This window comes from Devosia sp. RR2S18, from assembly GCF_030177755.1.
Classification (GTDB): Bacteria; Pseudomonadota; Alphaproteobacteria; order Rhizobiales; family Devosiaceae; genus Devosia; species Devosia rhizosphaerae.
Genome location: NZ_CP126539.1, coordinates 1982909 through 2004932 on the forward strand (window position 1 = coordinate 1982909; position 22024 = coordinate 2004932).

Consider the following 22024-nt stretch of genomic DNA (forward strand, 5'->3'; position numbering starts at 1 on the left):
CAGTAGGTGCAGAGATACTCCAGCGGATTAGTCGTCTTTGAAAGCTAGAGAGCGACTAATGTGGGTGGGCACCAGAGAAAATTCGGCTCGCTCCGGAGCAGTGCTCAGATGAGCATTCCTGATCCGCTTGAACGTTGCGGCCGATAGCTGCGGTGGCGGTCGAGACTTGACCGCTACGCTATGTTGAAACTGACCGAAGCAACAGGCCCGACGCAGACCAGAGCGATAGCGGCATTGTTGTAGGAAGGCAGGCCAGACTTGTGACTGTGACCTTGGTGGATGACCCGCACCGACAATGCGGGATTTCCCATCGACTTTGCTGAGCGGGCCGTTAGGTTCCCGCCAAGCTAGAGCCGAGGGATTCGTGGCGCGCTTTTTCTCGAAAAGCTTAGGTGTAGCATTAGCGCTGGTGATCGCTGGTGTGTTCGGCACGATTGCAGCGGTTATCCTGATTCCCGAGCCGCATGAGCTGGCAGGCCCCGTCGAAACGGAACTGGTAGCTGGGTCTCCTGAGTTCGTCCGATCCATGTTCGCTCTTCACGGAGGCAATCTCTACGAGAGCAACACCATTGCGACGCTGCAGAATGGGGAGGAAATCTTCCCCGCCATGCTTGACGCAATCGCAAGCGCTCAGCGCTCCATCAACTTCGAGACCTATGTGTATTGGAGTGGTTCGATCGGCTCCCGCTTTGCGGAGGCATTGGCGGAACGGGCTGCGGCAGGCATCGAAGTCAATGTTCTTCTCGACTGGCAGGGCAGTGTGTCCATGGAGGACGAGCTGATCGAGACCATGGTTGCGGCAGGCGCTACGGTAAAGCGCTTCAGACCCATTGAGTGGTATACGTTGGACCGCTTCAACGCACGCACCCACCGCAAGCTGCTGATCGTTGATGGCACTGTCGGGTTCATCGGCGGTGTCGGTATCGCGGACAAGTGGCTCGGCGATGCCAGCAGCCCCGATGAGTTCCGGGAGCTTCACTATCGGGTTCAAGGTCCAGTGGTTGCGTCCATGCAGGGCGCTTTCGCTTTCAACTGGCTGGAGGCAACGGGCCGTCCCCTGCAGGGCGACCTCTATTTCCCTCCTGTCGCGGACTCAGGGCCACTCGTCACTCAGCTGGTTTACTCAAGCATTGGTTCGCGCAACGTGATGCATGTGATGCTGATGACTGCACTTGCCGCGGCACAGGACCACATCCGCATCGGAACAGCTTACTTCGTGCCAGACGAAATCGCCATCGCTCAACTGCTGGCTGCTCGCCAACGCGGCGTAACCGTCGACGTCCTCGTTCCAGGCAAGCATACCAACAAAGACTTCGTTCGGGCTGCCTCTCGGCACTTCTGGGGAGATCTGCTGGAAGCCGGGGTGAACTTCTACGAATATGAGCCGACGATGTATCACGCCAAGATCACCATCGTCGACGAGAGCTGGACCTCAATCGGTTCCGCCAACTTCGATGAACGCTCGTTTCGGCTCAATGATGAGGCCAATCTCAACGTATACGGCGGTGACTTCGCAGACCAACAGATCCGCATCTTCGAGCAGGACCTTGAGCGCTCAACTCTAATCACGCTCGAGCATTGGGAGAGCCGGCCCGCGTGGCAGAAGCTGACCGACTGGCTCGCCAGTACGCTGCGGGTACAGCTCTAACTGTTTTGGTACCGGCATTTGTTGGATCGGATCTGTGATGAATTGGTCTGGGTCTGCAGTCCACTGCTTGCGGATGAACTCGTGTGGAGTGAGGTCCTTCGACCTCTTCAGTCGCGGACCGAAGTTATCACCGTCGCAAGCGCTTAGGACTTCAAAACTTTGCTTGGGCATGTGCTTCGCGGGGTGGGCAATGCTGCTGCGCAACTGAAGGCTCGGTCCGTCGTTTTCTCAGAAGGAGGATGCCATGGAGGTGGGCAGAAATACTGAGCGGCGACCGGCCACCGAGAATGAGGAGAGTTCAGGAGCAGGGAGGTCTATCCTGCCGAGCGGCCTCTATGGAGTGCGCTTCAGATACCAAGGGAAACAAGCTTCAGGCGTTGTGACCATAACTGGCGACAGCTTCGCTGGCGGCGACAGCGGCATGGCTTACTATGGTAAACTGACCAAACGTGGCGGGCAGCTCCGAGTCACGGTGACGACGCTCCGGCATACCGATACCGGCGGTGTTGCCCTTCTGGGGAGCGACCACCTGGAGTTTGTAGCGGAAGGCCTGCCCACCGCAAATGGTGCGATCTTCTCGGGTAAAGCGCCACACACCGGACAGCGGTTCGAGTTTTCTCTTACGCAAATTCGCACCGCTGGTCTTGACCTCTAGATTGTTCGCCGAGAAGCTCTTCGGTCCCTGCCGGTCGAGGCTGCAGCTCGGACTTCTCCCCGCAATCGCGACGGTACCTCCACGGCTCTGCTAACCAAGCGGTTAATTTTGGTCGCTAAAAAGAGAGCAGCTTCGCGCTACCTGGTTATTCAGGCAGTCCATCTCCCATCGCCTGGACCAGCTCCGGAGTGGCGAGCACCGCGCTGCATCTGGCGGTGAGCGTCAGGGGCTCTAAACCGCACGCAGCCGCAGCATCTTCAGCCGAAAGCTGAACTTGTCGTGGCAACCCGACGTAATCGGCTCCGATCGCTTCGGCGATCTCCCTGACGATTGAAGAGGCGTCGACAAAAACCATGCGCTGTTCGGCGGCCGCCGCAGCGGGCATCAGGCACACCAAAAGGGAACAGAACAGACGAAGCATGAAACCTCCTCCGTCGAGGAGGCTAGCACGTCACCAATGACCGGACTCGGACCGCAGCCGTCAGCACCCAGTCAGTAGGTGTGGTCCAGCAAGCGTCCGCCGGATATTTCACAGCCGCCGCCTGCCTTTCGTGTGCAACCGGGGCTTTCCTGTTGCTCCGCGCTCCAGCGCCCCCTATGCAAAGCGTTCAACTGCGTCATTGTCGAGGAGAGATCTGATGTCCGTACTCGAGCGCAACAACGTGACGGTGCATGGCCGTGGCTCCAGGCCGATCATGTTTGCCCATGGCTTCGGCTGCGATCAGAACATGTGGCGCTTGGTCACGCCCGCCTTCGAAGAAGATTTTAAGATCGTGCTGTTTGACCATGTTGGGGCAGGTCACTCCGATCGAGATGCCTATTCTCGTGAGAAGTACTCAACTCTGGATGGCTATGCCAACGACGTTGTGGAGATCTGCCGCGCGCTCGAGCTCACCGATGTTGTATTTGTCGGTCACTCCGTGAGCAGCATGATTGGCGTGCTTGCAGCCAAAGCCGCCCCCGAACTCTTCGGCACGCTTGTTCTCGTCGGGCCTTCGCCCCGATACATCAACGAGGGTGATTACATCGGCGGGTTCACCGCAGAGCAGATCGAGGAGCTGTTGGCTTTTCTCGATTCCAACCACATGGGTTGGTCGCAGGCCATGGCCCCCACCATCATGGGCAACCCGGATCGGCCAGAACTTGGGGATGAACTCACCAATAGCTTCTGCCGCACAGACCCGGAGATTGCCAAGCACTTCGCAAGGACCACCTTCACCTCCGACAACCGCGCCGATCTAGAAGGCGTTGCGGTGCGGACGCTGGTTCTCCAATGCAGCGAGGACGTCATAGCTCCAGTTGAGGTCGGCGAGTATGTGCATCGCCACATGCCAAACAGCGAACTCGTCGTTCTGAAGGCGACTGGCCATTGCCCCAACCTCAGCGCGCCGGACGAGACCACCGCAGCGATCAAAGCATTCCTCTAGGTGGGGACGCTTCTTGTGGATGTTCTCCCGACCTCAGAGTTCGTTGACCTCTTTGAGCGAGCGCCCTGCGGCTATGTGATCGCCGACAGCAGCGGCCGGATCATCCGGGCCAACACCACATTGGCCGATTGGATCGGCACTGATACTTCTGCCCTGACTGGAAAGCGGTTTCAGGATCTGCTGAACATCGCCGGCAAGATCTACTACGAGACCCATTTCGCTCCCCTGCTGCGGATGCAGGGGTTCTTCAACGAAGTTGCGCTTGATCTCGTAAGTGCGGGTGGCCAGTCGCTCCCGGTGCTTGTGAATGCCGCAGAAGCCCGGGACGAGCACGGACCGAAGTTCCTTCGGATCACCATCTTCAACGCTACCGACCGGCGGCGTTATGAGCGCGAGCTCCTGGACGCCCGTGCCGAGGCTCAGGCTGCAAGTGCAGCATTGAAGGAGCTGAATGCCTTCCTGGAGGTCCGTGTCCGCGAAGCCGTCGAGGAGCGGCTCGAAGCAGAAGAAAGGCTGCGGCAGGCCCAGAAGATGGAGGCAATCGGCCAGCTTACCGGAGGCGTTGCGCACGACTTCAACAATCTTCTGACGGTTATCATCGGCGGTCTAGACACGATCAACCGGCAGATCGAATTGCTGCCTGAGAGTGAGCCAAAGAAGCGTATTCTGCGCGCCCGCAACATGGCAGCTATCGGTGCCCAGCGCGCGGCAAGCTTGACATCGCGTCTGCTCGCGTTCTCGCGCCGGCAGCCTCTGGACCCCAAGCCCCTCAACATCAACAAGCTGCTGCGGGAAGTGTCTGACCTGCTGCACCGCACCCTTGGTGAGGCTGTGTCCTTCGAGGCTGTGGAATATGCCGGCCTTTGGCCGGCACTTGTCGACCCTTCTGAACTTTCCAATGCGCTGGTCAATTTGGCTGTCAACGCCCGCGATGCCATGCCAGAGGGTGGCAGACTCACCATTGAGACGAGCAACATCTATCTGGACGAGCCCTATCTAGCATCCTTCGACGAACCAGTGCCTCCTGGTCAGTACGTGCTCATCGCCGTCTCCGACACAGGAACCGGTATGGACAAAGCGATGATTTCAAAGGTGTTCGAGCCATTCTTCACTACCAAGGAAGCCGGTAAAGGCACTGGGCTAGGGCTGAGCCAGGTTTATGGCTTCATTCGGCAGAGCGGGGGCCACATCCGCATCTATAGCGAGCTGGGACAGGGAACCAGTGTGAAGCTCTATCTACCCCGTGCGAGTTCGGAAGAGGTGCTCGCTGATCCCGAACTCCGGGAGAGCGCTGCTGAGACCGGCAGTGGAACAATCCTGATCTGCGAGGATGAGCCAGAACTCCGCAATTTCGGAGCGGAGGCATTGCGGGAGCTGGGGTACCAAGTGCTGGAGGCCGGTGATGGGCATCAAGCGCTTGATTTGCTTGCGCAGCACCCCACAACAGCACTTCTGTTCACTGATGTTGGCCTTCCCAATGGGATGAACGGGCGGCAACTGGCTGACCGTGCGCGGCAATCTCGTCCAGATCTAAAGGTTCTCTTCACAACAGGGTATACGCGCAACGCTATTGTGCATCACGGACGGCTCGATCCTGGGGTGCTGCTACTCACCAAGCCGTACTCGGTGCACGCTCTTGCCGCCAAGGTCCGCCAGGCCATTACCGGTCCATAAGGTCGCGTCTACTCAGCAGTCAAGCTTGGCTGAGCCGGGTGTGCGGGGCGGCTGGCGCTGCACGAAGGAGGAGCAAAACAGTTTCATCTTCCGGTGGAACTAACACCTTCTTCAGGAGTTCGCGCTTGATTGGGGTGGGGCACCTCCCCGTCAGCTGCCACCCGATCAGGATGAACGAATTTGCTCCAGTCACCCGTTGGCGACCTTGTGTCCTTGTCTGAGGAGCGGATTGGGGGGATGAGGTCAGTCATAACGAGTTACGCTTGGGACGGGACCTCACTGGGCGGGCGGGAGGCATGGCCGACATCTCTCCGCCTGTACTCGGATCTCATGCTCGCCTCCAAGCAGCCGATGTTTATCGCCTGGGGGCCGGAGCTCGTCTTCCTCTACAACGATGCTTACGCCGAAGTCCTTAGCAAAAGGCATCCAGATGCACTTGGGCAGCCTTTTGAGCAGGTTTGGTCGGACATCTGGGGGCAAATCGGACCTCTTGTAGACTCGGTGCTGAAGGGGGAAGCGATATGGGTAGAAGATCTTTGCATTCCCATGCAGAGGGCCGGCTATGCGGAAGAGGCTTGGTTTAGCTTCTCTTACACTCCGCTACGGGCGGACAGTGGTGAAGTCGCTGGACTCTTCTGCGCCGTGACCGAGACGACCGGCAAGGTTCTCAATGAGCAGCAGCACCGGGGTGAGAGGGAGCGCCTGCGCCAGCTATTCCAGCAGGCACCCGGCATTATGGCAATGCTGCGCGGGCCTGAGCATGTCTTTGAGCTGGCTAACGACGCCTATTTGCGGATGATAGGGCAAAGGAACGTCATCGGAAAGACGGTGCGAGACGCACTTCCTGAAGTGGAGGGGCAGGGGTTCTACGAACTGTTAGATCAGGTCTTCCAGACCGGTGCTCCCTACCTCGGCCGATCGGTTCCGATCTTGCTTGCGCCGCATGCCGTCGGTGAACCGGCGCAGCTCTTTCTCAACTTTATCTACCAGCCAGTGAAAGATGAAGCCGGAGTTGTAACCGGCATCTTCGTCGAAGGCTTTGACGTTACGGAGAACGTCCGCACCGAGGAGGCGCTTCGCTCAAGCGAGGAGTTCACGCGCCGTATCCTGGAAAGCTCCACGGACTGCATCAAGGTTCTCGACACCAAAGCTCAGCTCCGCTTCATGAGTGAAGGCGGCATGAAGGTGATGGAGGTTGATGACTTCGGGGCCATTGAGAGCCGTGACTGGCGGGACTTCTGGTCTGGTCCCCAGCAGATCGATGCCAACCTGGCAGTAGAGACAGCTCTCGGGGGCGGCACTGCCAGATTTCAGGGGCCCACACCTACAATGAAGGGTACGCCCCGTTGGTGGGACGTCGTGGTCAGCCCAATCCGTGGCCCCCAGGGAGAGGTCGAGCGGCTCCTCTCCGTTTCCCGCGACATAACTCCGATCAGACGAAGCGAAGAGGCGCTCCGCGAGACACAGCTCCGCCTGAATGCCGTCCTCGACAACGCATCCGTCTCGGTATTCCTCATGAATGATCGCCAGGAATGCGTCTACATGAACGCTGCGGCAGAAAAGTTGACCGGTTTTACCCTAGGGGAAGCGGAGGGGCACACGCTGCACAGCCTTATCCATCACACCCGACCTGATGGAACTCACTACCCAATTGAAGAGTGCCCAATTGACCGGGCGTTCCCAGAGCGCCATCAGACCACAGGCGAGGACATCTTCGTCCGCAAGGACGGCACGTTTTATCCGGTGGCCTTTACAGCTAGTCCTATCCAGGACGCCCAGAGCAAGACCGTCGGCACCATCATTGAAGTGCGTGACATCAGCGCCGAGAAGCAAGCAGAGCAGCAGCAACGCATCTTGATCGATGAGCTGAATCACCGGGTGAAGAACACGTTGGCAACGGTACAATCGATTGTTGCTCAAACCTTGAGAAACGAGCCTGACCCGTCCCGAGCCCGGAACAGCATCGAGGGTCGGCTAATCATGTTGTCTCGCGCTCATGACGTGCTCACGAGAGAAACTTGGGGCAGCGCCAGGTTACATGAGATCATCGATGAAGCAGTTTCGGCGTTCCAAACAACTGGAGCTCGCATATCGGTTAGGGGTCCTGAAGTTCGGCTGACGCCACGACAAGCCCTATCCCTATCAATGGCTCTGCACGAACTGGCCACCAACGCGCTCAAGCATGGCGCACTGTCTATGGATAGCGGATCAGTGTCGGTAGCGTGGGAGCTTGTCCCCAGGGGGAACCAAGAACATAGTCTACGCTTAAGCTGGCAGGAAAGGAATGGTCCTCTTGTAAGGGAACCCTCACGGAGGGGCTTTGGATCGAGGTTGCTGGAAGTCGGCCTCGCTCGGGATATGAACGGGCAGGTGAAGGTCGAATACGACGCTAACGGACTTGTCTGCCAAATAGAGTTTCCGTTGCAGAAAACTACGCGAGCCATGGCCGCGACCACATGAGCAGTCCCGATGGTCTGAAGGTGCTCGTGGTGGAAGATGAGCAGCTTGTTTCAATGCTTGTCGAAGATATGCTTTGGGATCTCGGCTACGAGGTGGCTGCGGTTGCATCCAATCTGACGGCGGGCATCAAGGCCGCTGAGCAGGCTCAACCCGATCTGGCCATACTTGACGTAAACCTCAACGGCGAGAAGAGCTTCCCGATTGCCGAGCTCTTGATAAGGGGCGGAGTCCCTGTCGTGTTCGCATCGGGCTATGGTTTATCGGGGGTGAGAGACGTCTATCCAACCGTACCTGTGGTTCAGAAGCCATTCACGCAGATCGCCTTAGCAGATGCACTTGAGCGGGCTTGCTCGGCTCTCGGCAAGCAAGTGCCCGAGCCACCCTCCAAGCTGTAGGCTGTCCCCACATCGTGCATGCAAGAAATCAGTCCTGCTACGAGAATGACCCGCCTGTAGGTCTGAGGGCGATGGGAGCCCTGCTTCAAGAGCCCGTCTCCCGGCGAACCAACAACACCGTTCCCGCAGGATCTGACGTCCAGTGCCCCACTACTCCTGTGAGGGCTTCCAGCTCATCGCGTTGGGGGCTCTTCAATGTCGCCAGTGCGGCGTCGGGATCGTCGGAGAACAGTTCCAGCCAAACGTCCACCTGCGATTGGTGGGGCACCCGATCGATCCAAAAGGTCATCTCGCCGAAGCGAAGGCCTATGCTGTCGTCAAGCGTCTTGACCACCTCCAGCCCTACTCGGTCCCGGTAGAAGGAAACAGTGTCCTCCCACCGGTGCAGTGGCACCTTTATCGCGATATTGTGGCCCGGGCGCAGAGCGCCTTGTTTGCCCAGTTCATCCTGCATTGCCTCTTCTCCTTCGCGCAACAAACCCCAGAAATCCTCGACAGAGCTGCCAACGAGCCGAAGCGCCAGTGCCGCCAGATGGGCGTGCCACCCACCACCGAAGTTGATCGCATCGGCATCACTTCTGAGCCCTGAGTGGACGAGAATGAGCCGAGTGCGGCGTTCACTTTCAGCATAAAGTCGGATGATGACCTCTCCGCCTCGTCCGCCTTCGCAGGTGAAGCCAATTGCGTGCGGTGGCTCGAACAGGGTGATCGTTTCCGTCCAGCTTGCGTCAATGTCTGCCTGGTACTCCGCTGGCGTCGGCACAGCCCGGTCCGAGAGCTCGTGGTGCTTCATTGTGAGGCCGAGTTGCCCGTCGAGGCGCAGGTCGCTCGCACCTGACATGAACCATCTGGACCGTAGTGCAGGATCGACGATGAAACTCCAGACCCTCTCGAGTGGGGCCTCAAGTACACGGTGGAGCACCAGTTCGGACGCACTAATCTTGTCCACTTGCGTCCTCCTGCAACGCAGCTTCCAGAGAGTCCAATTGCTCGTTCCAGAACGCCTCCCACTGATGAAGCCACCCTCCGGCGTGGCGCAGGGGCTCGGGCCGCAAACGGCACATCTGTTTCCGGCCGACCTTGTGTCTCTCGATGAGCTGAGCCTTTTCAAGCATGGCCAGGTGTTTTGCTGCCCCTGCGCGCGTCATGGCGTGAGGTTGAGCAAGCTCGGCTATGGACTTCTCTCCGCCTTTAAGGGCGAGAAGCATGGCCCGACGTGTAGGGTCGGCCAAGGAGGTGAAGGTTGCGTCGAGGTCAAATGATACCATAAGGTTTCATATTGTCGCCACTTCGCGTAGTCAATGTCCCTTGAGTGACGACGTTGATTTAACCGCGGAGACTGGAAGCACTAGGAGATCATGATGAACGATGAGATGGCCTGGAAACTGGAAGAGCGGCTATGGCTCGACGGCGTTTCTGCTTACGAGGAGATTGTTGACCCCGCATGCCTCATGGCTTTTCCCGGGATAGGGGTGCTGGGGTTTGCAGCTATCCTCAAAGGCCTTAAAGGGGCTGCACGCTGGGCCACCGTCAAGATGATGGACCGCACGGTGAGTCGAGCCGGCAAAGATGTCGTGGTGCTAGGTTACACCGCTGAGGGCCAGCGTGAAGGTTCGCTGCCCTATCGTTGCTTCTGCACGTCCACTTACCGTGCTGTCGGCGAGGACTGGCTGCTGGTGCAGCATCAGCAAACGCTCGCCAACTAACCTCTGGAGGTGGGCCTCCAAATGGCAGCTTTCGGAACTGGAAAACAGCTGCTGAATGGCGGGCATGGGGTGGGTTGCTGCCGGAGGAACGCCGTCTGGGCAATGGCAGCTATCCTCTGAGAGTTCTCAGATGGGCCCGTCCGGAGACGGCCCCAACCTAGACAGAAGAGATGCCGAGGGTGGGAGCTAGCAGCCAATTCGAGACAGTGAAACTCATCGGAACGCAGTAGTGTATTTGCCCTTCGGCCCAAACGCCACTTACGGACGCTACCGAACTGCCCCGCGTTTCCAGACCAGCTTGCTCCTGCCGTTCTCGTCCGGAGCCCAGATGTCCGCCGGCCTATTCGGATCCCCAAAGGCTTCGATCAGCTTGACCGTGGAGCTGATCGCTTCGTCCTTGGTCGCCATCGGCCCAAAAGGTTTGCCTTCGCAGTCTACCCACCATGCGCCATCTATCGAGACCACGAGATAGTGGCAGATCGAGGTTCTCTCTGAGGTCGGTTCGGGTCAATGAAGTTCATGCGAGCACCCGGGTGGAGGTCCAGGCCCGAACCATGACAGTTCCGGGCAGCGGATCAACTCACGAGTGCGGCCTGCCCGGTTGGGGCGACTGTTCTGAGGTACTGGAGCAACAGTCCAGCGTCGCCGGGTGGCACGGCCACTAGCTCAACTAGCTTAACAAGCTGCGAGATGTTCTCGATGGAGGCACCAGTGTCGACAACTCGTGCCGACTTCTTGAAGCCGTGCTCACGTGGTAGGAGCAGACCGACATAAGAAGCCTGGGAAATGAAAGGGCAACATGAAGATGGCTCCTGCCCAATTCGACCTCTTTGATGAGGCTCCCGGCTACAGGCAGTCACCTCGTCCAAAGCCAAAGAAACGACCAGCACCCGCACTGATCGATGAGACGTGGGATTCCGAGGCGGCAGCAAAACGGCTGGAAGATACCGGAGACTATCGGGTGCTCCGAAAGCTGGTTAGCCGCCCGATCATTCCGCGTGCCAGCAGCATATTCCCGAACTTGGCTGTTTTGGTCGATACCGAAACGACAGGTCTACAGCATGCAATGCATGAAGTGATCGAGATCGGGGCCGTCGCCTTCACGTATGATCATGACGGAAACATGGGTGATGTCGTGGGGGTGTACGGCGGGTTGCGTGAGCCTTCACAAACGATCCCGCCAGAGATTACCCGCTTGACCGGTATCACCGATGCGATGGTCGCCGGACAAGAGATCGATCTGGCGGCTCTCGAGGCGATTATCGAACCGGCTCATCTGGTCATTGCCCACAACGCCAAGTTTGACCGCCCGTTCTGCGAGAAGCTCTCCCCATCTTTTGTTCCAAAGGGTTGGGCGTGTTCGGTGTCTGAAATCGGATGGGCAGACCGCGGCTTCGAGGGCAACAAGCTCGGCTACCTGGTCGGACAATCAGGCCATTTCCACGAGGGGCACCGAGCTGTCGACGACTGCCATGCTCTTCTGGAGGTGCTTGCCCGTCCCACGGTGAACGGAACAACACCATTAGCGGAGCTCATTCGGTCCAGTGCCCGTTGTCGGATGCGGATCTTCGCCGAGAACGCGCCCTTCGACATGAAAGATCACTTGAAGGCAAGGGGATATCGCTGGTCAGATGGAAGCGACGGCAGGCCGAAGGCGTGGTGGATCGAGATAGAAGAAGCGCTTCATGAGGAAGAGCTCGCCTATCTGCGCCGCGAAATCTACCAATGGGAAGATGCCGAACCACTGTGCGTCCGACTGACGGCGCAGGACCGATTTCGGGCATGAGCAAGCCAATCGCCGTTTACAAGCTCACCCCGTCCCAGATTGCACTGGTCGACCGGCTGGCCGGCAGTGAAGGTGGGGTTGCGATGGACGGTCTGAGCTATCCTGAAATCGTGTGCTACCAGGAACTTGCAAAACTTGGCATGGCGGACATGGCGGTCGGCTCGCGACGCCGCGTTGCAATCGTCCTGACGAACTTAGGCCAGCAGGTCCGGGGCAGGGGGTATCTCTCGAAAGTGCCGGTTGTTCGGCTAACCCAACCGCAGATTGGGCTGCTTCGTTTCCTCGCCGGTAATGAGACTGGCTACCGCTTGGACCAGATTCCGTCGCACATGATCGATGTCTGTCGACGCATGGGATTGCGAGGGTGGGTGGAGTGGAGAGATACCGGTTACGCCCGCCGCCGTGCTTGCCTTACGCCGGCAGGACGCCAAATCCTTACGCTTGTTGATGCGCCTGAAGCAGCAGGGCAGTGCTCATCTTGTTGATGCAGGTAGATGTTCGGGTTCAACATCGCCCTCCGCGGAGCAGCCTCTTGGAGGCTTCTCCTCGTCTGCGGTGCCGTTGTAGATCGTAGGGACGCACCATCCCGGCCGCTGCCCGGGTGACCAAGCCGGTGGTGAAGGACGGGCGCAGCCTCGCTAAACTGCGAACCAAGGATTCTCGGGAAAATCACCTTCCAGGCAACTCGCGAACGCGGGCGTCCCCTCCAGATAGTCGAGTACGAGGCAGGCTGCGCGGCGGTCTGCGTGAGGAAAGTTGCTCACATACGTAGCCCCTGGCCGGAGCAGATCCAGTTCAGAGCTCTCTCTAGTCGCCGCTCCTACATTCATGGAGGGCACGGCAGCCAAGAGGACCAGGCAGCCGACGACAGCGGTGAATGTACGCAATTACTAAACTCCGAGGTAGGACGGATTGGAGCCCTAGACTCGGCCGGTATAGTAAGCGAATGGTTAAGAGTGTTGGTGCTGCGACTGTATCTCAGGCATGCTGCTGCGCCCAATCTAGGGCATCCTCAAGCCTGTCATCACCCCAGAATATTTCCTCACCAACAACGAAGGTCGGTGAGCCAAAGATGCCCAGTGCGCGTGCGGCATTGGTTTCGAGTTCCACCTTCTCAGCAATTTCCTGACTGGTGGCACGGATCACCACCTGCTCTGCATCCATGCCGATCCGGGCAAGCACCTCCTCCGTGTTGCCGTCCAGACCCGGTGGCTTTCCGCCAATGAACCAAGCCCTGTAGGACGCCTCAACGAACTGCTGACCATAGCCCTCTAGCGTTGCAACAGTGGCCATCCTCAGTGCCTTCAACTCAGGGTCCACTGGATAAGGAGGTTGCCCAGTCCAAGGTAAGCCATAGCGCTTCGCCCGCCGTTCGATGTCGCGCCACATGTACGCCGCCTTGGCTGGCTTTTTGGCGAATGGGATGTTGTCCATCTCGACCATGATGGCGCGAACGTTGAAAGGGCGCCAGCGAAGGGCCAAGCCGGATTGCTCGGCTAAGGCAGCCGCGCGAAGGGCGCTCAGGTACGTGTAAGTGCTCCCCGGAAAGTAGAAGACGTCGAGTGTACCTGCCATCGGTCATTCCTCCAATCACCGGGAGAGGAGGGTACAGGCGGACTCTGCCATCGCCTAGAGGTAAGAGGCGGCGCCTGCGTGAGCTGCATTTGCTCTGGGGTGATTTGTGATCGGCTGGGCAGGAACGGGTTCGCTGCGGAACGGATTGTGGGCACACACAGGTCTTAACCCCTGTGACTTCCAAAGATCACTTGCCCCAGCCCGCGCTGGGGCTTTCTTTTTCCTGGTGGCAGAGGCCATCAGACCGCCTTCAATACTGCGGTCCTTTGCAGATCTCGGTCACTCGCCTCGGCGTCCGTGAATTCGAGGACGTTGCCGCATGCAAAATAGCCCCGGCGAGCAATGCTGCCGAGGCTGAGTGGAGGTCTACTTATTAAAGCGCTCTGGGAGACTGCGCCGGAGTTCAAAGCCTGTCTAGTCGGCAAACGCCAGGGTCGAGATTCTGCAGGCGTGGCACGCTACTCAAGCAGCGTTTGCTGCTTTCCTTCCCAGCCCGTGGGTCTTGGCCAGCTCAGAACGGCGCTCTGCGTAGGCCGGAGCTACCATCGGGTAGTCCTTAGGCAGGTTCCATTTCGCACGATACTGGTCCGGCGACAGCTCATGGTCGGTTCCAAGGTGCCGCTTCAGGGACTTCATCTTACGCCCGCATTCCAGGCAGATAACGGCTTCTGGGGCTACCGACTTCTTTATCGGCACCGCGGGCCTTTGCGGCTCCACCGGTGGGGTGGCTGGCTCACCAGCATGAGTGGTGCGAAGGGCTGAGTGCACATCTGCAATCAAAGTCGGCAGGTCCATGGGGCTGAGCGAGTTGTGTGCGACATAAGCCGCAACCACGTCCGTCGTCAGAGCCACAAAATCTGGTGCGTGTTCCTGTTCATCCATTTATGGCGTTCCTCGCTTCTTCTTGCGTCCTGCAATCAATCTGGCGCGCGTCAGTTCGGCAAGACCAATTTGGTATGAAGGCTGGATTAGGCTGCTCTTTTCCATCGCAGCAACAATCACCCACCATATCTACAGGCTAGCCTGGCTTTCCGGCCGCGCTTCTACTTCAGCAACTGCTGACTTCTCTTCACATCAAAAGGAAAACCTCGATTGGCGTCCACCAACCGAGGTCTCCTGTCCCAACGAGCCAAGCGGCACGTGCACATCGCGCCGCGCTCAAGTCGGCCCCGCCGCGGCGGGAGGATAGAGCCATGGCGCTGAGAGGACAACCGGCTAGGCTGCTACGGCGCGTTGCGCCGCCACCTGTCGAAGTCGTTGTAAACGGCTTCACCAATTCGAGGGCAGTAAGGCTGGGCTTTACCTTCACCGCCCATCAGATGCGGGCACTTGGCTCGTAGCTCGTCCGAGAGCCAATAGGTGAAGCCCTTCTCGCGCGGAACCCACTCCGACGTTGCGCCGCATGTGCTGCATGTCGCGGCCACTATACCTCTCCAGGCTGCTTTCGAGCGGGCCTTCTGCCACAAACTAGCGGAGTCGGTCGAGGCTGGCTGCGGGCGTTTCTGTCGCAGCGAAGCCGGTGCACTCCGTGGTGCCGCAGCTGAAACATGTCAGCCAGACTTTGACCCGCCGAGGGAGCAAGCCCAATGCAAAGGCGGCCTCGTATCAATGGCCTCGATACAGTGGCAGCACGTAGTTGGCTACCAGCTGGTCTGACGCATCCGGCGCGAACAGACGGAAGCCAGTAGCGGCAACCCAGGCTGCAATCAGGAACACGGAGATCAACAATGCGAACGCGGCTATTGCTGAAGTGCAGGAAGTCCGCTCCAGGGGCACAATGGTGACCTTTGAAAGGGCGGGTCTGCACGAGGATTGCTGTTGTTCAGTCAAGGCACCGCCAGAGTGTTCAAGTGCGCCTTACCTACTTCGATCAGGTCGGCGGTATGAAACAAGGATATCATGGCGCAGACTCGTGCTGTGATCACGATTGTTCCACGGCGGAACAGTTATCTGTTCTCGAATTCAGTGCGTGGCCGGCGAGACGGCGGCGAGGGGCTCTTCAGGTGACGTCCTGTATTCCTTTTGCGGAGCGGCCTTTCAGCGGGGCTGCATCGAGACCCAGCTAGTCTCGGCCGAACCAGAGTTCGCTGAGTGGTGGACGATTGTCTCATGGCCTCGCTGGTACGTCCGGTTCCGCCCCCTCCGTTTCGCCCGGTAAAGTTGGTGATCTGCAGCCTCAAGCAAGCCGTCGTAGTCATGCCCTTCTGTGGAGTGACAGATGCCTGCACTGGCGGTCACCTGAATAGCAACTTCGTCGTGGGTGACAACCGCAGTTGCGATGAACTTCCTGATACGCTCGGTCGCTTCGAATGCTTGAGCGGCATCCACGTCGGAAAGGACCACAGCGAACTCCTCTCCACCAATGCGGGCAACGAAATTGCCATTGCTGATCCCATGAAGAAGGAGGTCGCCGATGCTTTTGAGCACGACATCTCCTGCGGCATGACCATGCCGGTCGTTGACCCTCTTGAAGTGGTCGATGTCGAACAGCACCAGAGCGAACTGGCTGGAGTCCGCCTCGAGCTTGCTTCGGAGGTACGCATCGAAAGCCCGGCGGTTGCTGAGCCCAGTCAGCGGATCCATCATCGCGGCCCGCCGCAAATCGTCGGCAGCGCGCTCCGAAGCCAGCGAGAGCACGAGAAGTGTGCCGGTGGCGAGATGGAAGAGGGCTACAATGAGGTGCACCTCCAGGAGGGTGTCGTACGGAATGTAGCTGCTGATCTGATCTGCGGCGGCGATGCCTTGGAGGGCCCGGGCTCCAAAGGAGATCGCCATAACTAGATAGGCGCCGATCAGGCCAATTCGCGACAGGAGTCCATCCTGGCGGTCACGCCAGAACTCGTAAGCCACGAGGCAAGCTTGGCCGGTCAGCACCACGTTGGCGGCTGAATAGTTGGCCGCCCGGTCTGATGAGAGCAGCGCGAGGACAATAAAGGCAGGGGCCGGGGCCCACACCATCATGCTCTGAATGGTTCTTCCGCCAAACTGTCGAGCTGCGGCCAGGCGGAGGCTGAACCCGGCTATCAGGAGCGCGTCGGGCCATACTGCAAGGTGCGGCGGCAGGTCCGGTGCGGTGAGATAAAGAACCAGCCCTGCCGCAAGAGCGAAGTTGGCCGTGATCCAGCTCAGCCAATGGCGGTCAGCCGGGGAGCGTAGCCACACGCCCATATAGGCTGCGACTGATACGAGCAGGATGACAATGTTCGCAACGAACAGGGTCGAGTTGTCCAGCCCCATGGTTGCCTCCCGGTAGTCAATGGAGCCCATAGTCGAGCGGGAAGGTTATTAAGTGCTTCTCAACTGCATCCGTCCGGCATGGGTGCCCCCTCAATCGTTGAAAGTGCTTAGGACTTCGTAACCTTGCTCCCGCATGTGCTTCACAAGGCCAGCCACGCTGCTGCGCAACCCAGAGCCTCTTCTACCGTTCTCCCAGAAGGAGGATGCCATGGAGGTAGGCAGAGATACTGCCCGGCGAGCAGGCACTGGGAATGAGGAAAATTCAGGCGCAGGGCAGTCGATCCTGCCGAGTGGCCTCTATGGCGTGCGCTTCAGATATCAGGGCAAACAAGCTTCGGGTGTTGTGGCCATACACGGCGATAGCTTCGCCGGCGGCGACAGCGGCATGGCCTACTATGGCAAACTTACTAGAAGCGGCGCGCAGCTCCGAGCCACAGTGACGACACTCCGGCACACCGATACCGGCGGTGTTGCCCTTCTGGGTAGCGATAATCTGGAGTTTGTAGCGGATGGCCAGCCCACCGGGAGTGGCGCGATCTTTTCGGGTGACGCGCCTCATACCGGCCAGCGGTTCGAGTTTTCGCTCACTGGAATTCGAACACCCGGCCTGAGCATATAGAGTTTTAGGTCGTCGGCACCTCTGACCTGCGCAGTCGAAGTTTCTGCGCATCGGCGGCGACGGGGTGAGTAGGCATTTGGGATCTTTGCGGGTGAGATCCAGGCGCCCTCACGACAGCTCATCTCCCATCGCTTCGACCAGCTCCGGGGTGGGGAGCACGGCGCTACATTGGTTGATAAGCATCTGAGGCTCTGTGCCGCACGCGACCGCAGCATCAGCGGCGGGAAGCTCGACGTGCTGCGGTAAGCCGACGTAGTCGGCCCCGATCGCGTCGGCGATCCCCCTGATGATCAAAGAGGTGTCGACGAGCACTATACGCTCGGCGCCAAGAGCAGCAACTGGTATCACCAGCATCAACGCAAAACAAAAGAGACGGAGCATATGACCTCCTCGACGGGGAGGTTATCATCTCGTCAGTGACGGTACTTGGATCGTGGAAGTCAGCAAGCAGTCAGCGCCGGGTGGCGATGCACTTGACAGCCGTGGTTAGGAGGAGTTTGATTGATTGAAAGGTCAATCGGCGAATAATGAAGCGAACAAGAGGTTACCGCCTGGGCCGCCGCGGTGAGGCAGCGCAGGAAACGAGGCAGCGTATCGTGGAGGCTACGTTCGCCTTGCACGAGCGGCAGGGAGTGGCAGCAACATCCATGAAACAGATTGCTGAAGAGGCCGGCGTCAGCGTCGGATCGGTGTACCACCACTTCCCAACCTATGAGGATGCAATCAACGCCTGCGGTCAGCACACCATGACCATTGCTCCTGTTCCCACACCCGATCTTCTGGAGGGGATCACCGCTTTGCGGGCGAGGGTGGAGCAGTTAGCAGTGGCAGTTTTCGAGTGGTTCGAGCGTGTTCCTGGCTTTGGGCTGGTGCGCAGCGATCAGGACAAGGTTCCGGTTCTCAAGCCGTTTATGGAGGCGGAAGAAAACAACCGGCTTGGCTTGATGCAGCTGGCGCTGCAATCCGCCGAGCTTAACGAGCGGCAATGCCGTGTCGCGGCAAGCCTGTTGGATTTCGAGGTTTACCAGGGTCTCCGCAGGGCGGGGCTGGCTCCCCAAGAGGCCGCGCATCAGATCACAACGGTGATCGTGGGTTGGGTGGAGAACGGAGCGCGCGAGTAGAGCACGCAAGTCGATGAAAGGGAGGAGGAGGACGGCATGTCGAAGCTGCGGGTATTCACCTTTAGCCCCGACTGGGGGCTGCCCACCAACGGGCCATTTGCCCTGAAGCTCCTCGCCTGGCTTTCCCTGGCAAAGATCCCTTACGAGCAGGTGATCGAGAACAACAGCAGCAAGGGACCCAAAGGCAAGAGCCCCTGGGTTGAACTTGATGGTGAGCGGATCGCCGACAGCGAGCTGATCATCCAGCTTTTAGCACGCAAGCACGAGATAGACCTTGATGCCGATCTATCCCCAGAGCAGCTGGCAATTGGACATGCCTTCCGGCGCACCTTTGAAGAGCACTTCCATCAGGTGCTGGAATGGGAACTTCTTCTCACGCGGGAAGGCGCGGCCTATATGCGCGGCCTCTTGTCCAGGGAAATGCCCGGCCCGGTCAGCCAGCTGCTTTTCACCGTATTGAAGCGGCACTTCCAAAAGCAGCTCTTCGCCAGAGGGATCGCCCGCCATTCGCCTGAAGACATAGAACGGAAGGGGAAGGACGACCTGGATGCGCTTGCTGCCTATCTGCAGGGGCGCAAGTTCCTGGGCGGTGAGCAACCGTCAACCGCAGATGCAGCGGTGTTCGGGCTATTGGCTCCACTGTTGTACTGGACGATGTCAACACCCGTGGGGGACTACGCGAAGTCGCTCCCGGTGCTACGGCAGTATTGCGACCGCATGAAGGGACTGTGCTTTGCACAAAAAGCACAAGCAAATGTCGATCTCAGCAACAGGGTGGTAGCCGGCCAGGCAGCCTGAGCTGAGATGTAGGTTGGATTTTGAAGTGGGTACCTTTGATCGCAACAGGAGAAACACCATGATCAAGAAGGCTGCTTTAGCATGTGCAATCATCCTCGCCTCGGGTCCAGCGTTGGCGCAGGATGATCCTTATGCAAACCTGCCTGACGTCGGAACTCTACCGGAAGGGGTAGTTCAGATTTCCCCAACAGTTCCGGCAATGGGTGAGCACTGGGGCAATCCGGCTGATATGCCGCTCGGTCCCATCTACTGCGTTCACCAGGGCAAGATTGTCTGCCTAGAGTTCATGATCGCCCAGGAAGAGTTCACGGCGGGCAAGTCTTGGCCGGAACTTGCGGGAATGGACGGTCTGCCGCCAGTCAACCACACCAACATTTCCTTCGAGGCCGAGGGCCATGAAGGGTTCGAGGTGCCCCATTACGACATCCACATGTACTTCCTCAGCCCTGAGGAAGTCGCCAAGATCCAGCCTGAATAGTCAAGCGAACTGAACTCAAGATGCCGCCTGGCACCGCACTGGACGGCATCACCGCCGCTCGAACTGGTACTCTCTGGTGCTCTAACATTGCTCGCGCATCGGCACTGCACAAAGCCGATGCCACTTGTGAATAGATTGAGATCTCAGTCGAAAGGCGAGGGCATTCTCAGCGAGTGCAGTGCTCCCGGGCCGCGAAGCCCAACCACGGAGGCGCAATCGCTGACAGTAAGGATACACCCTGACCGGAGGAGGATGAGATGGGAACCAGTGTGAAAGACCTGCTAAGCGCCGCCAATGCGGAGGTGCCGAAGATATCGCCAGACGCGGCACGCCGAATGGTAGCCGAAGAGAAGGCGGTCATTGTGGATGTCCGTGACATGCCGGAACTTCAGTCGAACGGCAAAATACCGGGCTCTGTTCACATCCCTCGAGGCATGCTCGAGTTTCGCGCAGACCCTGACACACAGTATCACGACCCCAATCTTGTGAAGGACCGACCCATTATCCTGCATTGCGCCTCGGGCGGTCGTTCTGCGCTTAGTGGCAAGACCCTCAAAGATATGGGGTATGAGAAGGTATACAATCTTGGTGGTTTCAAGGACTGGGCTGAGGCTGGCGGTGAAGTGGAGAAAGCCAGCTAGTACGTGAACATCGCGAACCTGGCACTTGAGGGGTACTGGCTCACCGCCCGAGGGGCAACTTTGATCATCAGCTCGGTTGACGCCAAACCAATGGCAACCACCTCAGGTGAAGCACCCCTCCAAACAGATAAGAGGCGCCAATCTAGATCCTCGCTGAGGGCGACGAGAAAGGGCAAACAAACCAGCGACAATGCTGACGCTCTTCGCTTTCCGGCGAGCTGACCTAGGTTTTCCGTCGCCCGCTTTTGCCACATCGATTGCGTCTCGGAGGATGGAGATCCGTTGCTCGCACAGAGAAACCTCGCCCTCAACGTCCATCGGGGCCATTGACCCATCGGATTACGGTGGGCGAACTTCGATCCGATTGGAACGGAGGTCTTCTATGGTTTGCTGAAGCTTCTCGATCTCCACCTCATGGTGCCGGACCCGGTCATTGGAAGTGATCACCTGAAGTCCCTAGCCACCGAAATAGGGGTTCTCTGGGAAGTTGCCCTCAAGGCAGCGAGCGAACTCACCAGTGCCTTCCGTATAGTCGAGCCGGAGGCATGCAGCCCGCCGTTCTGCCTCTGGGAAGGAGCCGATGTAAGCGGCGCCAGGTTTCAACCGGGCGAGATCTGCATCGGGAGTTGGCCTGGTTTCAGGCTCTGGAGCTGAGCTAGACTTCGGAGCTGGCGCCGACTTAGGCGTTGGTGTCGCTGCCGGCCGGACCTGTTGCACCTGAGGCTTCGCCTGGGAAGCCGAGGCGGGTTGTGTAGCAATAGCACGGTACACTGGTGCTGGTGAGGTTGCGACTACCCCGACAACCCTGTCTCGAGGTGCGGTGGCGCAACCTGCTAGTGCGGCGGTTACAATCAGGGCTGATACGGTCTTGTACATGGGTTCTCCTCGCGAAAGCGACTTAATCCAGGAGGCGGTTATCTGTTCCGGTGCGGAACAAATGACAGGAGTCTTCCCCCCGCTCGTGGCGATTCTGCCACCCCGGCATTCCGCTGATGAGAGTTTCCCGCCAGCGGCCGCTTTCGGGAAGAGCCGTTCGGACCTTGAACGGCAGAAATGGGGTCGCTACCTGCCGGAGGGGCGCCGTCTGGCCAATGGCAGCTATCCTCTCAGAGTTACTCAGATGGGCCCGTCCGGAGACGGCCCCAACCTAGACAGAACAGATGCCGAGGGTGGAGCTAGCAGCCAATTCGAGAGGGTGAAGCTCATCGGAACGCAGGTAGTGCATTTGCCCTTCGGCCCAAACGCCACTTACGGACCCTACCGAACTGCCCCGCGCTTCCAGACCAGCTTGCTCCTGCCGTTCTCGTCCGGAGCCCAGATGTCCGCCGACCTATTCTGATCACCAAAGCCTTCGATCAGCTTGACCGTGGAGCTGATCGCTTCGTCCTTTGTCGCCATCGGCCCAAAAGGTTTGCCTTCGCAGTCTACCCACCATGCGCCATCTATGGAGACCACGAGGTAATGGCAGGTCGAGGTTCTTTCTGAGGTCGGGTTCGGGTCGATGAAGTTCATGCGAGCACCCGGTGGAGGTCCAGACACGAACCATGACAGTTCGTGGCAGCGGATCAACTCACGAGTGCGGCGTGCCCGGACCGCCGCGCTTACCTTACGCCGGCAGGACGCCAAATCCTTATGCTCGTTGAAATCTGCGCCTGAAGAGCAACTCTCCAGGATGATAGCGGCAAGCTGGCCTGAGTGCCCTCGGAAATGCATGTCGATGATGCGGCCGCTCAACTGAACGCTGGCTCTCACCGTCGGATCGGGTCCGTGACTCAACTGCGCCTTCCAACCAGTTCCGTGCCTC

23 protein-coding genes and 1 pseudogene are annotated in these 22024 nt (G+C 58.8%); 13 read left to right on the forward strand and 11 right to left on the reverse strand.

Annotated features, from left to right (window positions below):
* Nucleotides 1-364 precede the first annotated feature (364 nt).
* The gene (locus QOV41_RS09905) at nucleotides 365-1648 is read left to right on the forward strand and encodes a phospholipase D-like domain-containing protein (protein WP_284576313.1); all 1284 of its coding nucleotides are present in this window, start codon (nucleotides 365-367) and stop codon (nucleotides 1646-1648) included.
* Here QOV41_RS09905 and QOV41_RS09910 read toward each other — a convergent pair.
* The 3 genes and pseudogenes from QOV41_RS09910 to QOV41_RS09920 all read right to left on the reverse strand — a co-directional run.
* Nucleotides 1566-1774: pseudogene (locus QOV41_RS09910) on the reverse strand (hypothetical protein); the annotation flags it as partial. The gene QOV41_RS09905 and the pseudogene QOV41_RS09910 overlap by 83 nt on opposite strands.
* A gap of 244 nt (nucleotides 1775-2018) precedes the next feature.
* Nucleotides 2019-2276 carry a hypothetical protein gene (locus QOV41_RS09915; RefSeq protein ID WP_284576314.1) on the reverse strand — a complete coding sequence of 86 codons (258 nt, stop codon included), beginning with the start codon at nucleotides 2274-2276 and terminating at the stop codon, nucleotides 2019-2021.
* Nucleotides 2277-2448: 172 nt separating this feature from the next.
* Nucleotides 2449-2724, reverse strand: a complete 276-nt coding sequence (locus QOV41_RS09920) for a hypothetical protein (RefSeq protein WP_284576315.1) — start codon at nucleotides 2722-2724, stop codon at nucleotides 2449-2451.
* A 217-nt stretch (nucleotides 2725-2941) separates the two neighbouring features.
* Here QOV41_RS09920 and QOV41_RS09925 point away from each other — a divergent pair, with 217 nt between their 5' ends.
* From QOV41_RS09925 to QOV41_RS09940, 4 genes are all read left to right on the forward strand, one after another.
* Nucleotides 2942-3730, forward strand: coding sequence for an alpha/beta fold hydrolase (locus tag QOV41_RS09925; protein ID WP_284576316.1), 789 nt, complete (start codon nucleotides 2942-2944; stop codon nucleotides 3728-3730).
* 15 nt (nucleotides 3731-3745) lie between these two features.
* Nucleotides 3746-5404 carry a PAS domain-containing hybrid sensor histidine kinase/response regulator gene (locus QOV41_RS09930; RefSeq protein WP_284576317.1) on the forward strand — a complete coding sequence of 553 codons (1659 nt, stop codon included), beginning with the start codon at nucleotides 3746-3748 and terminating at the stop codon, nucleotides 5402-5404.
* 351 nt (nucleotides 5405-5755) lie between these two features.
* Nucleotides 5756-7864 (forward strand): PAS domain-containing sensor histidine kinase, encoded by a 2109-nt coding sequence (locus QOV41_RS09935; protein WP_284576318.1) that lies wholly within the window; start codon nucleotides 5756-5758, stop codon nucleotides 7862-7864.
* Complete coding sequence (locus QOV41_RS09940; RefSeq protein WP_284576319.1) at nucleotides 7861-8259, forward strand: response regulator; 399 nt, start codon at nucleotides 7861-7863, stop codon at nucleotides 8257-8259. The genes QOV41_RS09935 and QOV41_RS09940 overlap by 4 nt, the downstream gene beginning before the upstream one ends.
* Before the next feature lie 85 nt (nucleotides 8260-8344).
* Here QOV41_RS09940 and QOV41_RS09945 read toward each other — a convergent pair whose 3' ends face one another.
* Both QOV41_RS09945 and QOV41_RS09950 read right to left on the reverse strand, forming a co-directional pair.
* Nucleotides 8345-9208 carry an SRPBCC domain-containing protein gene (locus QOV41_RS09945; protein WP_284576320.1) on the reverse strand — a complete coding sequence of 288 codons (864 nt, stop codon included), beginning with the start codon at nucleotides 9206-9208 and terminating at the stop codon, nucleotides 8345-8347.
* Complete coding sequence (locus QOV41_RS09950; RefSeq protein WP_284576321.1) at nucleotides 9195-9527, reverse strand: ArsR/SmtB family transcription factor; 333 nt, start codon at nucleotides 9525-9527, stop codon at nucleotides 9195-9197. The genes QOV41_RS09945 and QOV41_RS09950 overlap by 14 nt, the downstream gene beginning before the upstream one ends.
* Nucleotides 9528-9620: 93 nt before the next feature.
* On the opposite strand from QOV41_RS09950, the gene QOV41_RS09955 reads away from it, so the two are divergent.
* Nucleotides 9621-9965, forward strand: coding sequence for a DUF4440 domain-containing protein (locus QOV41_RS09955; protein ID WP_284576322.1), 345 nt, complete (start codon nucleotides 9621-9623; stop codon nucleotides 9963-9965).
* 267 nt (nucleotides 9966-10232) lie between these two features.
* Here the strand turns inward: QOV41_RS09955 and QOV41_RS09960 are convergent, their stop codons facing one another.
* The gene (locus QOV41_RS09960) at nucleotides 10233-10373 is read right to left on the reverse strand and encodes a hypothetical protein (protein ID WP_284576323.1); all 141 of its coding nucleotides are present in this window, start codon (nucleotides 10371-10373) and stop codon (nucleotides 10233-10235) included.
* A gap of 391 nt (nucleotides 10374-10764) precedes the next feature.
* Here QOV41_RS09960 and QOV41_RS09965 point away from each other — a divergent pair, with 391 nt between their 5' ends.
* Nucleotides 10765-11751, forward strand: a complete 987-nt coding sequence (locus QOV41_RS09965; protein WP_284576324.1) for a 3'-5' exonuclease — start codon at nucleotides 10765-10767, stop codon at nucleotides 11749-11751.
* Nucleotides 11748-12236, forward strand: a complete 489-nt coding sequence (locus tag QOV41_RS09970) for a hypothetical protein (RefSeq protein ID WP_284576325.1) — start codon at nucleotides 11748-11750, stop codon at nucleotides 12234-12236. The genes QOV41_RS09965 and QOV41_RS09970 overlap by 4 nt, the downstream gene beginning before the upstream one ends.
* 493 nt (nucleotides 12237-12729) lie before the next feature.
* On the opposite strand, the gene QOV41_RS09975 is transcribed toward QOV41_RS09970, so the two are convergent.
* The 3 genes from QOV41_RS09975 to QOV41_RS09985 form a co-directional block, all read right to left on the reverse strand.
* Nucleotides 12730-13326, reverse strand: a complete 597-nt coding sequence (locus QOV41_RS09975) for a 2-hydroxychromene-2-carboxylate isomerase (RefSeq protein WP_284576326.1) — start codon at nucleotides 13324-13326, stop codon at nucleotides 12730-12732.
* 462 nt (nucleotides 13327-13788) lie between these two features.
* Nucleotides 13789-14208 carry a Ros/MucR family transcriptional regulator gene (locus tag QOV41_RS09980; RefSeq protein ID WP_284576327.1) on the reverse strand — a complete coding sequence of 140 codons (420 nt, stop codon included), beginning with the start codon at nucleotides 14206-14208 and terminating at the stop codon, nucleotides 13789-13791.
* 1155 nt (nucleotides 14209-15363) lie between these two features.
* On the reverse strand, nucleotides 15364-16563 hold the full coding sequence (locus QOV41_RS09985) for a GGDEF domain-containing protein (protein ID WP_284576328.1): 1200 nt from the start codon (nucleotides 16561-16563) through the stop codon (nucleotides 15364-15366).
* Between the two features lie 208 nt (nucleotides 16564-16771).
* Here QOV41_RS09985 and QOV41_RS09990 point away from each other — a divergent pair, with 208 nt between their 5' ends.
* Nucleotides 16772-17182 carry a hypothetical protein gene (locus QOV41_RS09990; protein WP_284576329.1) on the forward strand — a complete coding sequence of 137 codons (411 nt, stop codon included), beginning with the start codon at nucleotides 16772-16774 and terminating at the stop codon, nucleotides 17180-17182.
* 108 nt (nucleotides 17183-17290) lie between these two features.
* Here the strand turns inward: QOV41_RS09990 and QOV41_RS09995 are convergent, their stop codons facing one another.
* On the reverse strand, nucleotides 17291-17563 hold the full coding sequence (locus QOV41_RS09995) for a hypothetical protein (RefSeq protein WP_284576330.1): 273 nt from the start codon (nucleotides 17561-17563) through the stop codon (nucleotides 17291-17293).
* A 146-nt stretch (nucleotides 17564-17709) separates the two neighbouring features.
* Here QOV41_RS09995 and QOV41_RS10000 point away from each other — a divergent pair, with 146 nt between their 5' ends.
* The 4 genes from QOV41_RS10000 (at nucleotide 17710) to QOV41_RS10015 (ending at nucleotide 20220) form a co-directional block, all read left to right on the forward strand.
* Nucleotides 17710-18303 carry a TetR/AcrR family transcriptional regulator gene (locus tag QOV41_RS10000; protein ID WP_284576331.1) on the forward strand — a complete coding sequence of 198 codons (594 nt, stop codon included), beginning with the start codon at nucleotides 17710-17712 and terminating at the stop codon, nucleotides 18301-18303.
* A 36-nt stretch (nucleotides 18304-18339) separates the two neighbouring features.
* Entirely contained in the window at nucleotides 18340-19101 is a 762-nt protein-coding gene (locus tag QOV41_RS10005) for a glutathione S-transferase family protein (protein ID WP_284576332.1), read from the forward strand.
* Nucleotides 19102-19159: 58 nt separating this feature from the next.
* Nucleotides 19160-19579 (forward strand): hypothetical protein, encoded by a 420-nt coding sequence (locus QOV41_RS10010; protein WP_284576333.1) that lies wholly within the window; start codon nucleotides 19160-19162, stop codon nucleotides 19577-19579.
* Nucleotides 19580-19836: 257 nt separating this feature from the next.
* Nucleotides 19837-20220 (forward strand): rhodanese-like domain-containing protein, encoded by a 384-nt coding sequence (locus tag QOV41_RS10015; RefSeq protein WP_284576334.1) that lies wholly within the window; start codon nucleotides 19837-19839, stop codon nucleotides 20218-20220.
* A gap of 1257 nt (nucleotides 20221-21477) precedes the next feature.
* On the opposite strand, the gene QOV41_RS10020 is transcribed toward QOV41_RS10015, so the two are convergent.
* A complete protein-coding gene (locus QOV41_RS10020; protein WP_284576335.1) occupies nucleotides 21478-21732 on the reverse strand; it encodes a hypothetical protein in 255 nt (84 codons plus the stop codon).
* Nucleotides 21733-22024 lie beyond the last annotated feature (292 nt).

Excerpts from the sequence above, each read along its gene's own strand:
- QOV41_RS09920 (WP_284576315.1), bottom strand. The coding sequence starts at position 2,724 with ATGCTTCGTCTGTTCTGTTCCCTTTTGGTGTGCCTGATGCCCGCTGCG.
- QOV41_RS09970 (WP_284576325.1), top strand. The coding sequence starts at position 11,748 with ATGAGCAAGCCAATCGCCGTTTACAAGCTCACCCCGTCCCAGATTGCA.
- QOV41_RS10020 (WP_284576335.1), bottom strand. The coding sequence starts at position 21,732 with ATGAACTTCATCGACCCGAACCCGACCTCAGAAAGAACCTCGACCTGC.
- QOV41_RS09955 (WP_284576322.1), top strand. The coding sequence starts at position 9,621 with ATGAACGATGAGATGGCCTGGAAACTGGAAGAGCGGCTATGGCTCGAC.
- QOV41_RS10000 (WP_284576331.1), top strand. The coding sequence starts at position 17,710 with ATGAAGCGAACAAGAGGTTACCGCCTGGGCCGCCGCGGTGAGGCAGCG.
- QOV41_RS09960 (WP_284576323.1), bottom strand. The coding sequence starts at position 10,373 with ATGGCGACCAAGGACGAAGCGATCAGCTCCACGGTCAAGCTGATCGAA.
- QOV41_RS10005 (WP_284576332.1), top strand. The coding sequence starts at position 18,340 with ATGTCGAAGCTGCGGGTATTCACCTTTAGCCCCGACTGGGGGCTGCCC.
- QOV41_RS09985 (WP_284576328.1), bottom strand. The coding sequence starts at position 16,563 with ATGGGGCTGGACAACTCGACCCTGTTCGTTGCGAACATTGTCATCCTG.
- QOV41_RS10010 (WP_284576333.1), top strand. The coding sequence starts at position 19,160 with ATGATCAAGAAGGCTGCTTTAGCATGTGCAATCATCCTCGCCTCGGGT.
- QOV41_RS09990 (WP_284576329.1), top strand. The coding sequence starts at position 16,772 with ATGGAGGTAGGCAGAGATACTGCCCGGCGAGCAGGCACTGGGAATGAG.
- QOV41_RS09995 (WP_284576330.1), bottom strand. The coding sequence starts at position 17,563 with ATGCTCCGTCTCTTTTGTTTTGCGTTGATGCTGGTGATACCAGTTGCT.
- QOV41_RS09965 (WP_284576324.1), top strand. The coding sequence starts at position 10,765 with ATGAAGATGGCTCCTGCCCAATTCGACCTCTTTGATGAGGCTCCCGGC.
- QOV41_RS10015 (WP_284576334.1), top strand. The coding sequence starts at position 19,837 with ATGGGAACCAGTGTGAAAGACCTGCTAAGCGCCGCCAATGCGGAGGTG.
- QOV41_RS09925 (WP_284576316.1), top strand. The coding sequence starts at position 2,942 with ATGTCCGTACTCGAGCGCAACAACGTGACGGTGCATGGCCGTGGCTCC.
- QOV41_RS09940 (WP_284576319.1), top strand. The coding sequence starts at position 7,861 with ATGAGCAGTCCCGATGGTCTGAAGGTGCTCGTGGTGGAAGATGAGCAG.
- QOV41_RS09980 (WP_284576327.1), bottom strand. The coding sequence starts at position 14,208 with ATGGATGAACAGGAACACGCACCAGATTTTGTGGCTCTGACGACGGAC.
- QOV41_RS09935 (WP_284576318.1), top strand. The coding sequence starts at position 5,756 with ATGTTTATCGCCTGGGGGCCGGAGCTCGTCTTCCTCTACAACGATGCT.
- QOV41_RS09950 (WP_284576321.1), bottom strand. The coding sequence starts at position 9,527 with ATGGTATCATTTGACCTCGACGCAACCTTCACCTCCTTGGCCGACCCT.
- QOV41_RS09975 (WP_284576326.1), bottom strand. The coding sequence starts at position 13,326 with ATGGCAGGTACACTCGACGTCTTCTACTTTCCGGGGAGCACTTACACG.